This is a genomic window from Pseudoalteromonas sp. BZK2 (assembly GCF_014349195.1).
In the GTDB taxonomy this organism is placed as follows: Bacteria; Pseudomonadota; Gammaproteobacteria; order Enterobacterales; family Alteromonadaceae; genus Pseudoalteromonas; species Pseudoalteromonas simplex.
On the sequence record NZ_JACSOG010000017.1, the window covers coordinates 33,579 to 46,438 of the forward strand.

General features: G+C 37.9%; 6 protein-coding genes. 3 read left to right on the forward strand and 3 right to left on the reverse strand.

The window, feature by feature from the left end; genetic code table 11:
• Nucleotides 1–57: 57 nt before the first annotated feature.
• Nucleotides 58–1,773 (reverse strand): sulfotransferase family protein, encoded by a 1,716-nt coding sequence (locus BIZ38_RS12170; protein ID WP_187490362.1) that lies wholly within the window; start codon nt 1,771–1,773, stop codon nt 58–60.
• A gap of 68 nt (nt 1,774–1,841) precedes the next feature.
• Between BIZ38_RS12170 and BIZ38_RS12175 the strand changes: the two genes are divergently transcribed.
• From BIZ38_RS12175 to BIZ38_RS12185, 3 genes are all read left to right on the forward strand, one after another.
• A complete protein-coding gene (locus BIZ38_RS12175; RefSeq protein WP_187490363.1) occupies nt 1,842–4,190 on the forward strand; it encodes a DNA polymerase II in 2,349 nt (782 codons plus the stop codon).
• Nucleotides 4,191–4,445: 255 nt separating this feature from the next.
• Nucleotides 4,446–7,304 (forward strand): TonB-dependent receptor domain-containing protein, encoded by a 2,859-nt coding sequence (locus BIZ38_RS12180; protein WP_166339706.1) that lies wholly within the window; start codon nt 4,446–4,448, stop codon nt 7,302–7,304.
• A gap of 76 nt (nt 7,305–7,380) precedes the next feature.
• The gene (locus BIZ38_RS12185; protein ID WP_187490364.1) at nt 7,381–9,027 is read left to right on the forward strand and encodes a tetratricopeptide repeat-containing sulfotransferase family protein; all 1,647 of its coding nucleotides are present in this window, start codon (nt 7,381–7,383) and stop codon (nt 9,025–9,027) included.
• 40 nt (nt 9,028–9,067) lie between these two features.
• On the opposite strand, the gene BIZ38_RS12190 is transcribed toward BIZ38_RS12185, so the two are convergent.
• Both BIZ38_RS12190 and BIZ38_RS12195 read right to left on the reverse strand, forming a co-directional pair.
• Nucleotides 9,068–10,858 (reverse strand): putative 2OG-Fe(II) oxygenase, encoded by a 1,791-nt coding sequence (locus tag BIZ38_RS12190; protein ID WP_187490365.1) that lies wholly within the window; start codon nt 10,856–10,858, stop codon nt 9,068–9,070.
• 249 nt (nt 10,859–11,107) lie between these two features.
• On the reverse strand, nt 11,108–12,283 hold the full coding sequence (locus BIZ38_RS12195) for a DUF547 domain-containing protein (protein WP_166339712.1): 1,176 nt from the start codon (nt 12,281–12,283) through the stop codon (nt 11,108–11,110).
• Nucleotides 12,284–12,860 lie beyond the last annotated feature (577 nt).

Here is a 12,860-nt window from a genome sequence, read left to right on the forward strand (position 1 = left end):
ATTACAGTAATGAATTTTAGAGATTTAACTGGGCAACTACAAGCGACTTGTTGATTATTATTTTAATAGCTTTAACAGGGGCTCGAGGTGAACCTTGTAGTTTGACCACTGAGTCAGAGCATCTTTGTAAATCGGTTGCCTTACTTGTTCAGAACTTGGCGTCATTATTGGACGTTGGTGATTATAAAAATTAATACAGTTTTCATGCATCTCTAAATTGCAATGACGTAGTAATTCAGCCACCGTATTGGAAAAATCATTAACTAGGTTTTGATAATCGACTGTATAAATTTCGCCAGCATATAGCGTGTCCCAGTGTGACATTAAGTCTGTATAATCATTTATGTATTGTGCAAGGGATGTGAAATCGTAGCTATAGGCGTGGCCCTCTGAAAAAGAGTGTTTGTATAAACTCCATGCTGTTGCGGCTTTATCTCGCGTAACTTCGAGTATTTTAGCGTTCGGGAATAGGGTTTTTATCAATGCAATATGATGGAAGTTTGTGGGTTGTTTATCGATAAATATCTTATTTCCCCCACGTAATGGCGCAATAAAATTCAAATACCTTGCGGCATAATGAGCCTTATCTTGTTCTGAAAGATTATCAAGGCCATAAGGTACATCTGAGAGTTTTTTACTCTCAAGCTCTCGCGCAATTGCGTTAATTTCTGTTAATTCATAACTTGCATCAACATCAGGGTGACTTGCTAAAATTTGCTCAACCAAGGTAGAGCCACTGCGGGGTAAGCTGACGATAAAAATCAGCTGTAACGACTCATCCAATGCATTATGAGCCATTGGCTTTTGAGTTAAATGTTGCGTACAACGAGAAGTGAAATTACTCGGCTTGTAGGGAGTTAGTGACTTTTGAATATTGTTTGCTTTTTCTAACATCGCAAATGATAAGCTGAAGTTACCTTGTTGTTCATATGCCTTTGCGAGCGCAAAATAGAATTGGGCACTATTTAGGTGTGGTTTAGCAGTTTGTGTGAGCTGCTCGAGGTTATTGATATTTTCGCTGTCAAAAACGTATGTCTTTAAATTTGCCAAATTCCAATAGGCTTCGCCTAGTTTACTATCTAGTTGTAGTGCTTGTTTGTAATGATCAATAGCAAGCCCAGTATTACCTTTTATTTTTTCTATGTTGCCAAGGCGAAGGTGGCATTGGGCTGGGTAATAATTTGCATCGAGTAACTTGTTATAGAGGGCTGTTGCTTCATCAAATTGCATTAGTTTTACATGAGCGATCGCTAATAAGCTCTCTATGTATAATGTCGGTGAAGATATCGACGAGTGGTAAAAAGAGATTAACTCATCAAATTGCTTGGTATTGAGTAAGGCTTTACAGTAGCTTTCTTTAACAGTTTGTTTTTGTGCGTTGTTTTCAAGGTTAAGTTTTGATATTGCAAAGTAAGCTTTGCTATCACCCACTTTAAATGCGATCTCAGCCAGCGTATCAAGTGCTCTATATTCATTTGGTACTAATTTTAATAATTGCTGAATGGTTTGCTGTGCTTGCAGAGGGGTTTGATTGGTTAATTGTTGCTTCGCAGTGTCTAATTGTTTATTAAACCAATAAATCATTTCATATTGTTTGAGTGCACTATGCTGTTGTTCATGCTCTTGCAGTCGTTTGTGAGTATCAGCAAGTAAAGCCCAGCCATCGTGATATTCTGGATGTTCATTGAGTACTTCTAACAACATAACTTTAGCTTTATGTGGTTCAGTAGCAACGAGTGTCTTTGCGTTATTAATCGCATCAATTGGGCTCATAATTGGCTCTTATAATTTTATGTAGTTAGGGTGTACTATACCCCTTCCGTAATAGATTTTTGAAGTAAATGGTTACAGATACAGGTTTTATCCTTTCTAAAGAAGCGTTTGATAGTTCATCAGGGGTTAGTTTTGTGTTTTGGCTCTGGTGTGAAAATGGCCCATTAAAAGTACAGGTTGAGCACCAAGAGGTGTTATTTTTCATTCCTGAAAACCAAGTAACTGCTGCAAAGCGACTATTACAAAATCAAAACATTCATGCTCGTTTTGCTGATGCCAAACTAAAAAATTTCCAAAATCAGTCGGTGATATGCTGTTATTTTAAATCGTTAAAAGATTACTACAGCGCCATTAAGGTTTTAAAAAGTTCACAACTAATCACTTTTGAAGATGATGTTAGGCCAATTGACAGATTTTTGATGGAGCGTTTCATTAAAGGCTCTGTATGGGTAAAAGGTGAAATTCAAACACGAAGTGGTTTTCGACTGTTAAAGAACGCAAGATTAAAACCAAACAATGAATTTAGACCTTTCTTCAAACATGTTTCTATTGATATCGAGTGTAATGGCGAAGGCGTACTATTTTCTATTGGTTTAGTCGGAAACGGTATTGATAAAGTCTTAATGATAGGGCGCCCAGAGCCAACGACTCATCTAGATTATCAAATCAACTGGTGTGAAGATGAAATAGATCTTCTTACTCAGTTTGAAAATGAAATTCAGCGAATTGACCCTGATGTATTGATTGGTTGGAATGTTATTGAGTTTGACTTCAGTGTGCTTCACGCAAGAGCCGAGGCGTTAGGTATATCTCTAAAGCTTGGTCGCAACAAAGAAAAAATGCGCGTGCGCTCGGGAAATATTACTCGCATAACAATGCCTGGTCGTGTAGTTATTGATGGAATTGATACCTTAAAAAACGCTACTTATCATTACGATAGTTTTAGTCTTGCAAATGTAGCGAGTATTGAGCTTGGCGAAGAGAAGCTAATAAATACAGATAATCGTCTTGAAGAAATTATTCGCCAGTTTAATGAAGACAAACTGTCTCTTGCTAATTACAACAGGCAAGATTGCATTTTAGTGATGCGGATTTTTGAGAAACTTAAGTTACTTGATTTTGCAGTTGTAAGAAGCCAGCTTACAGGGCTTGAATTAGAACGAATGGGCGGCTCAGTTGCAGCCTTCAGTAATCTTTATCTGCCGTTACTGCATAGAAGTGGCTATGTAGCCCCTAACTTAGGCGATCATGGCTTAAGTTTTGATAGCCCTGGTGGTTATGTCATGTCATCGCAGCCAGGTTTATACAAAAATATCCTAGTGCTTGATTACAAAAGCCTCTATCCATCAATAATGCGTACATTTTGTATAGACCCTCTCGGCCTTATTGAGGGATTAAAAAAATCAAATGATACAATCGAAGGCTTTAACCAAGCACTGTTTTCACGCACTGAGCATCATCTGCCAGAACTTATTAGAGGACTGGCTGCGACAAGGCAAATAGCCAAAGATAAAAACCAAACCATGCTCTCTCAGGCAATTAAAATCATCATGAACAGTTTATATGGTGTACTTGGCTCGAAAGGCTGCCGCTTTTATGACCCTCGATTATCTAGTTCTATCACTTTGCGCGGTCATGAAATTATGCAAACAACCAAGCGTTGGATTGAAGAGTGGGGCTATGATGTCATTTATGGTGATACAGATTCGACCTTTGTTAAGCTTGATGATGATCTAAATCCACTAGACTGTAATGAAATCGGTACGAAACTGGCAGAAAAAATAAACAAATGCTGGCAGCGTGTATTGCAGGAAGATTATAAAATAGACAGCTTTTTAGAAATAGAGTACGAAACCCACTTCAGTCCATTTTTTATGCCAACAATTAGAGGTAAAACAATGGGCTCTAAAAAGCGTTATGTAGGAAAAGTCGAAAAAAAAGGCGTTTCAAAATTAGTCTTTAAAGGGATGGAAACAGTTAGAAGTGATTGGACAGAGCTCGCCCACAAGTTTCAAACAGAATTATTTGAGATTTTATTTTCTGAAAATTACACCCAAGAATTTATTTTTCAAGCGTTTGATAACTATGTTAAAAAACTATATGAAGGTGAATTTGATTCAAAGCTAATTTATCGTAAGCGACTGGGTCAGCATTTGACTGATTACCAAAAAAACATCCCTCCCCATGTAAAAGCAGCGAAACAGTATTTAGCTGACAATCCCAACTTAACGTTTCAACGTGGTCAAATAATTGAATATGTTTACACCGCTAACGGCGCTGAGTACTACACTGGTGACCATAATTATGATTATGGCACTTATGTAAATAAGCAATTGTTGCCAATAGCTGAAATGATAGTTGTTGATTTGGGTACTAAAGTTTCGTCACTAAGTGACCGTCAGATACGGCTTTTTTAAGATTTTTAACATTTTTTTGACTCTTTATTGCGATGAATGATCAATAAGCTCAGTTTAAATGCTTATTTGTTTATTTTTTGCTCTTAAAACTGGTAAAAGTAAACTTTTTGCTGTCTCATTAAAAATTTGTAAATAAAGAGCTGGATATTTTGTTTTATTTGTTTATTATTTGTTTGTCGCAGTCCTGATGCGATACAAATAATAAACAAGCTTATGCTAAATATAGCCACAATATAGTGGTCCAGGGAGAATCAAATGTTAAATAATAAAGTTTCAAAAGCAGTTCGCTTAGCGCTTGCTTTTGGTACAGCTTCTACAGCTGCGTTTTCTGTAAACTCTTATGCTGCTGAAGAAGAAGCAGCAGAAAAAGTTGAACGTATTGAAGTTACAGGTTCACGTATCAAACGTACTGATATTGAAACTGCAAGCCCAGTACAAGTTACAACAGCTGAAGAAATCGCTGTAGCTGGTTTTACACGTGTTGAAGACATGATGAACAGCTTGCCACAACTTGAAGCTTCAAACACAGCGTTCCAATCAAATGGTGCTTCTGGTACAGCTACTCTTGACTTACGTGGCATGGGTTCACAGCGTACATTAGTACTTATCAACGGTCGTCGTATGCAAGCGGGTGGTATCTACACTCAATCTGCTGATATTAACCAAATCCCGGCAGCACTTATTAAACGTGTTGACGTAATGACTGGTGGTGGTTCTTCAACTTACGGTGCTGATGCGGTAGCGGGTGTTGTAAACTTTGTAATGAATGATGAGTTCGAAGGCTTTGAAGTAAGCCTAGGTTCAACTGCATATCAACACGACAATGATAATGAATACATCCAAGGTTTAATGGATGAACGTGACTTTGACTACCCAGAAGGTAGCTCAGGTTTTGATGGTTCTTCTTTTGACTTCTCAGCTACATTAGGTGGCTCTTTCGATAGCGGTAAAGGCCACGCTGTTGGTTATTTCACTTACCAAAAGCAAAATGAACTTCGCCAAGGTGCTCGTGACTATTCTTCATGTGCTTTAAATGCTGCAGGTACAGCGTGTGGTGGTTCTGGTAACGCAGTTATTCCTAACTTCTATATCTCTGCGCCTACAGACAGCGGTGCATTCGATTGGGATGATTACGATTATTGGACACTTGGCTCTGATAGCAGCTTCATTCCTTCAAGTGGTAACGTATATAACTACGCTCCAATTAACCACTTCATGCGTCCTAATGAGCGTCACACGTTAGGTTTATTCTCTAAATACGAAATTAATGATCACTTCCAACCGTTCATGGAAGCGATGTACATGCGTGACCGTACTACAGCGCAAATCGCTGAGTCTGGTACGTTCTTCAACGAAAACTACGTTATTGATTATGATAGCCCGCTTCTTACAGATGCGCAGCGTCAAAACTTAACTGACCGTTTCGGTTTAACTTCAGGTGACCAATTTGCAACTTACATCGGTAAACGTAACGTTGAAGGTGGCCCACGTGCAGATAGCCTTGAACATAACTCATTCCGTTTAGTACTTGGTAGCCGAGGTGAGCTAAGCGACCTTTGGTCATACGAAGCATTCGTACAGTATGGTTCAACGTCTTCATCTTCTGCATACGAAAATGACTTCTTCGGTCCACGTATCAGCACTGCGCTTTCTGCAAATGGTGAAGACTGTTCAGCAACTTCTGGTTGTATCCCTTACGAAGTATTCACGTACCAAGGCGTTACTCCTGAGTCAGCTGGTGCATTAACTGGTACTGCGATTCTTAACGGTGTTACAGAGCAGTTTATCGTGAATGGTTTCGTTACTGGTGAATTTGAATGGGGTCTACCTTCTTCAGATTACCCAATTGCGGCAGTATTTGGTGCTGAATACCGTGAAGAAACGTTCAGCCGTACTGCGGATGAAGTTTACGCGCAAGGCTTATTACTAGGTCAAGGTGGTACAACTAAGAGTTTAAACGGTGAATATGACGTAACTGAAGTATTCGGTGAGTTAAGCTTACCTATCGTTGAAGGTATCACAGGTGTTGAAAGCTTATTAGTTGAATTAGGCTATCGTTGGTCTGATTACAGCACATCAGGTTCAGAGCCTACTTATAAAGTAGCAATGAACTGGGACGTAACTGAAAACTGGAAAATCCGTTCAAGCTATAACCGTGCAGTACGTGCAGCGAACAACGGTGAGCTATTCGCACAACAAAGCACAGGTTTATGGCCAGGTACCGATCCTTGTGCAGGTGCAACACCATCTCTTAGCCAAGCAGAGTGTGCTAATACAGGTGTTCCTGCATCTCAATATGGTAGCGTAGGTAAGAGCCCTGCTGACCAATACAATGGTTTCTTTGGTGGTAACCCTGAGCTTCGTCCTGAAATTGCTGATACAATCACTCTTGGTGTTGTTGGTAACCCATTTGAAGATTTTAACTTCTCAATCGATTATTGGGATATCGAACTTGAAGATGCAATTGGCGCAATTGATCCTGAACTAATTGTTGAGCAATGTGGTAAAACTGGCCAAGCAGTTTTCTGTGATAACGTACAACGTACACCGGGAAGTGCTAGTCTTTGGATTGGTTCAGGCCAAGTTGTAGCGACAAATACTAATTTAGGTAAAATTCACTATGAAGGTATCGACTTAAGTGCTAACTACGACATCGAAGTAGGCGGTGGTACACTTTCTACAAGCCTAATCGGTACTTACATGATGACTAAGGAATTTGATAATATTCCTGGTGTAAGTGAAGTATATGATTGTGTAGATACACTAAATAATGGCTGTTTCCCACAACCTGAATGGCGTCATGTTCTTAGCGCAAGCTATGACACAGGCAGCTGGTGGAGAGCGACAGCTAAATGGCGTTACTTCAGTGCAGTTAACGAGTACGATGGTGCTGATACACTTGTACAAGATGGTATTGGTTCACAAAGCTACCTTGACCTTAAAGGCACGTTTACGGTGAATGATTACACTTCAGTACTTATTGGTGTAAATAACATTCTTGATAAAGAGCCGCCAATGGTAGGTGGTTCACTTTCAACAAACGCAAATGCTATTGCTGGTTACTATGACACTTTAGGTCGTTACTTCCATGCAAGCGTGACGTTAAAATTCTAATTTGAATTAATTAATGTATGATAAAGCGAGCTTCGGCTCGCTTTTTTTATGGGGAAGCATTTATTATGGGGAAACAATGACATCAGAACAACACGCGTTTACCCAAGCTGTTGCTTTACTTCAACAAGGTAAAGTTAGCCAAGGGATAGAGTTATTAAAACCGTTATCAAATAACACTGAGTTTGCTGAAAAAGCGTTACAGATCCTTTTCAAAGTTGCTATGCAGCAACAAGACACTGAAACAGCCATTGCATATTGCCAACAACTGGTATCAACTGCTCCTACAAAGTTTGATTATGCACTGACCTTAGTACAATTAAGTTTAAGTTGTGGTGAGTTCGAAATTGCGAAAAATGCGCTGTTACCTTTATACACAGCAAATCCGCAGCAAGCTGATATTTGCTTTCAGCTAGGAAAAATAGAAAGAAAGCTTGATAACCATGATGCAGCGATGCGCTTCTTTGAACAAGCTCTAACATTATCTGAGCAGTTCAAAGCACCCGCTTTAATAGAAATTGCTTTTATGCATAATGAGCAATTACATCAACCCGATGATGCCGTACGTTACTTACAACAAGCGATTAGTCATGATGCAAATAATCTTCAAGCTCACTTTTCATTGGCAAATATTTACGAACAGCTTGGTGATAAAGAGAAAGCGAAAAAAGGCTTTCAACAGGTTTTAAAAATAGATGCATTTAATGCGATGGCTCAAGCAAGATTGGCCGATATTGAAACCTTCACTGAGCGTGATGCAATTGACTATGAACAAGCAAGCTTAGCCATTTTAAAGCGAGAGTCAGATGATATAGCGTATGCTGATGTTTATTATGCACTTGGTAAAGTATTTAATGATTGTAAAAACTATCAGAAAGCTTGGCATTATTATGTAAAGGCTAATCAATACAATAAAAAGTATTTACCAGCCTATGATCGCCAATCTGCTGAGAAGATTACTGACTACACCTTAGCGCGTAATATTGCTCTGCAAGAAGCGAATAGTTCAATAACACCCATTATAATTTGTGGTATGTTTCGTTCTGGCTCAACACTAATTGAACAAATCATCAGCTCTAACGAGCAAATAGCGGCAGGTGGTGAAATTGCCTATTTACATTCATCGTTATTCAATTTGATTGGCGATGAAAAGGCACTTGTTAATAAGGCTAAAGAGCCTGAATTTATTGATGGTTATAAAGAACAATTAACTTTAAGAGCTGAAGGTGCGCTTTATGTAACAGATAAACGCCCTGAAAATTACCTCTACTTAGACATTATCAAGCAGCTCTATCCAAAAGCTAAGATTATCTGGACAGAGCGAGATATTAAAGACAATAGCTTGTCAGCTTTTTTCCAGCATTTGGGTCCGAGCTTAAACTATGCTGTATCCCTAGGTGATACTCTACATCACTATGAGCAGCAGCAACGTATTAAGTCACATTGGCAGTCGTGTTTCAGTAATGATATTTTTACCCTGAATTACGATCAGCTCGTTTGCTCACCCGAGCAGATTTTAGAACAGCTGTTTAGCTTTCTAGGACTTGAATATACTGATGAAGCACAGCGATTTCATAATAAATCTGGCACTGTAAGTACAGCGAGTGTATGGCAGGTTAGAAAGCCACTTTATAAGTCATCCTCAGGACGATTCGCACATTACCTTGAACACATACAGGCCGATGAAAAATCCTACCAAGATGCCAAAGCGCTGTTAAATAAGTAATTGGTAATAAAAAAGACCATCATTTAGATGGTCTTGTTTATTATTTTAAGGGCATGATATCACATGGAATAGTTAGCCGAGGGCTAGTGCTTTTTAGTTGGTATGTACCATGCCAAATATAGCTTGGAAATATAATAATTTGACCTTCCTCAGGGCATATTTCACGAGCTATAGACTCACGTTCACCTAAGTTAAGACTGGTTTCTCCTAGCTTAAGCCAGCCATTTTTAGTTTCATCATCTTTACTCATCTCATTAGGAATAGAAATATAGCTCGGCGCTGATAACCAACCTTGAGGGTGAATATGATTAGCATGAAAACCGCCTTCTTCTAGTTTCACCGACCAACTACCTCTGGCAACAAAGCGTTTATGATTACGCGCTAATAGAGGGTGGTTAGCATCCTCTGGTAGCTGCATCAGGTATTGATTAATGCATTCATTCATAGATGACTTAAATAAATCAATAAGTTGGTTTGAACGGTGTAACAAGTGACCTTGTGTTTGGCTGCCACTGCGCACACTTTGATCTAATGGTTGTAGTTTATTTGTGTGAAGGCTGATCATTAGCTCCTGCAACTGCTTATTAAAATCAGCAAAGGTCTTAAAACCAGGCGGAGCAGGTAGCTCCATCACTTTAACGAATTTATCTAGGTCAGTTAACCAGTGATATTTATCATCATTTGATAAGCGCCAAGCAATACTTAAATATGCCCAAAGCTCTTGGTTATTAGGATTAAATTTTACAGCAGTTTCTAAGTGAAAGATCGCTGAGCTGTAATCGCCTTGTTGTATGTAAAAGTTTGCTAAATCAATACAGTAACGAGCATTTTGTGGAGCTGCTTTAACGAGCTGTTGAAGGAGTGAAAATGCTTTTTCTTCGTCACCTGTTCTATCAAGAATAATACTGTGGGCATGATGTAAATCTAAATTTTGTGGGTTGTTTTGTGTAGCATTACTACTTACTAATAATGCTTCTTCTAGTTTACCTAGTTGTAGTAGTTGACAAATTTGCGAGTGGATCAGAACAGGGTTTGCATCAAAGTGTTTAAAAGTGTCTGCATATGAACTCATTAACTGGCTCTGAGAGTGCTCCCAGTAGAGTTTATTAAGGCTTTCATGTGCAGGTACATAGTTAGGAGCAAGCTCTAGGCATGCCTTAAGATGAGCTTGTGCTTGTTCATATTGCTGTAAATCATAGTATGTACAACCAACTATGTAATGCAATTCGGCGCTTGGTTGCTGTTTTAAAAGCATTTGCAAAAGCGCTAATGCCTCGGGAAATTGACCTAAATTTCGATAATTACAGGCATGTTTATAAACGAAATGAAATTGCCCTTTTAATTGTTTTGGCAATTTTGTTTGAAAATAGTTTTCGATTTTTTGTAAGTCACCCAGTCGCTCGAAAAGTTCTAAAGTGAGCCAATGGTAACGGACTAATGCGTTCTGAGAGGGCGATGTTTTGCTTAATAAAAGTTCGGCTTTTAATAATTCATCTTGATTAATTAGACTTTCAATGTAATTGAGGCGTGGTTTTTCAAGAGACAAAGAAACTGTGTTGTATTCACAAAAATGAATACAGTCTGCATACTTTTTTTGTTTACATAGTAGATTAGTGTAGTTGTCTAAAAGGCCAACATGATTACTAAATTGGCTAAGGCCTTTTAAATAACACTGCTCTGCATCAGTTGTTTTGTTTACAGCTGATAAACATAAGCTATTCAATGTATACCAATCAGCGGTTTTATTTGTATGTAAAGAAAGGAGTTGTAATGCCTGCACATATTGTTGTTGATTGAATGCGTGCAAAGCTCTTTGTAATGAATTATTCACTCGTAAACCCTGTTTTTGCTTTATGTTAACAGGGTGTACAGTAAAGTAAAATATTACTCTTGATTTACATCAAGGTCTTTGATTTATTCAGTGTGTTTATGGTGAAGGGTAATAAACAGCCCTGAAAGTTAACTTAGTTTAGGTTTTTGCTGTAAGGCCTGACCTGGTTTTAAAAAGCTGACTTAGCAATAAAGTTTCTATTCGAAAAAGACCGCATGCCGCTGATTACTGACATGCGGTGTTTAGCGATTAATTATTTGAATCAATATCTTTGATCTCAACAGTACCGCTATTGTCTTGGCGTTTTAAGTTAAGCTTTTTAATTTTTTCTAACATTTCAGGTGAAAAGCGACCAAAATCCATTGTACGCATCATGATAGAGTCGTTAATAAAGTTAACATTAACGGCCCCCATACCTGAGCTACTGCCATCTTCAGATACTGGTACATCAGAATTACTCACCACAGCGTTTAACATTGCTGCTGGGTTAGTTGATGCAGTTGCACCAAAACTACGCTCTGTACCAAATAAGTCGGTTATATTCCAATCTTCAATGTCAATTTTAAAACGTTTTGCGTATTTAACATCGCTTTTCATTTGCCCTTCAGCGTAGTCTTCTAAATGCTCACGTAAGTCAGTTTCGAAGTCAGTAAATAATGATTCAGTTTGCTCATAATATTTAGATACATAAAGGCGGCTTTTACGCTTAATTTGCATGCCTCGATTAGAGTTTACAAATTCTTCACCATTTTCAACTAGTTGATGGTAAACCTTATTACCTTTATAAGCTTCATTGCGCAGGTTTGGGCTACCTATGTTACCTTGATAAAAGCCATACATGACGATTGGTTTCTTTTTACCGAATTTTTCAAAAACAATTTTATGTTGGATATCATTGAGTGAAAGCTTATAACCGGCAACGGTTAAAAACTCTTCATCTAAAATTGAATCATCATCAAAAAGAAGATCTTCTGTATCGCGAATAGGGTAGTGCTCGATTAACTTTTCAACTATCGCTGTATTGTAAAGGTTAAGCCAGTATGCCAATTGCTCATCGAGGCTTAGTTCGTTAAGAGAAATTTCGTCAGGTACTTTTTCTAGGCTTATACGAATTTTGTGAAAGCCATCTTTTATTTCTGATTTAGATACTGCCTCAAATAAAAAACGATTAGCCTCCAAAGCTGTATCATTATTTTTATGTGATTTCATGCGCGTGCCAATGGATGATTGGGATTTACGTGAGCTTCTATCAGACCTGCCCATATCTAGCACTGTTATTTCAAGTAGGTTATCAAGATCCTCGTATGAAATTCTTATATCTCTATTAAGGCTAAAATCTGAGAATTCTTCTGGTAGTTCATTGATTTTTGCGTACGAAGAAAGTGAGCAAAAAGTAAATGCAATTAGTAATAATTGTTTAATCATGGTTTTTCCTTGTTGTTTTAACAATCTAACTATTGCCGATTGTTACATTTTTTTCAAGTTGGAATGTACCGAATTTATTACTACTTAGCGTCTTGGGCTTAGTAAATAAGGAGGGTGAGCTTTTTTCTAGAGTCGACCAATGGGTTTAGTTAATAGAATGTTCATTCTATTAACTTTTGCATGGTTAATCTTAAAAAACACTTCTAACTGTCATCTTGTCTAAGTAATTTGTGGTTTCGTCTATATCTATTGGGTTTAAGTTTTCAAATTCTAAATTTAAGTGAAAAAAAAATCCAAAATACAAATCGCCTGTTTGTTGTGTTTACTGCAATAATTTAGCGCTATTCTGGTGTGTACCTTTATCGGTACTAAATAATGAAATTCTTCTTTCCCTTTGTAACTCATTGTTAATGATGCTGTACCCTTTGTGGTTTAAGGGTTTTTCGTGTGTTAAATTTGTTTTTAACTCTGTGGTGTTTTTATATTTATTGTTAAAAGTTGAACTTTTGCGTTAGTGAAGTGTTGACCTTTGAGAGTGGCGAGTATTATTATCAAAGCTCGAAATGACTGCGGAATA

What these genes read in the sequence shown, in the direction of transcription:
- BIZ38_RS12180 (WP_166339706.1), top strand. Translation starts at nt 4,446, where the DNA reads ATGTTAAATAATAAAGTTTCAAAAGCAGTTCGCTTAGCGCTTGCTTTT.
- BIZ38_RS12175 (WP_187490363.1), top strand. Translation starts at nt 1,842, where the DNA reads ATGGTTACAGATACAGGTTTTATCCTTTCTAAAGAAGCGTTTGATAGT.
- BIZ38_RS12195 (WP_166339712.1), bottom strand. Translation starts at nt 12,283, where the DNA reads ATGATTAAACAATTATTACTAATTGCATTTACTTTTTGCTCACTTTCT.
- BIZ38_RS12185 (WP_187490364.1), top strand. Translation starts at nt 7,381, where the DNA reads ATGACATCAGAACAACACGCGTTTACCCAAGCTGTTGCTTTACTTCAA.
- BIZ38_RS12170 (WP_187490362.1), bottom strand. Translation starts at nt 1,773, where the DNA reads ATGAGCCCAATTGATGCGATTAATAACGCAAAGACACTCGTTGCTACT.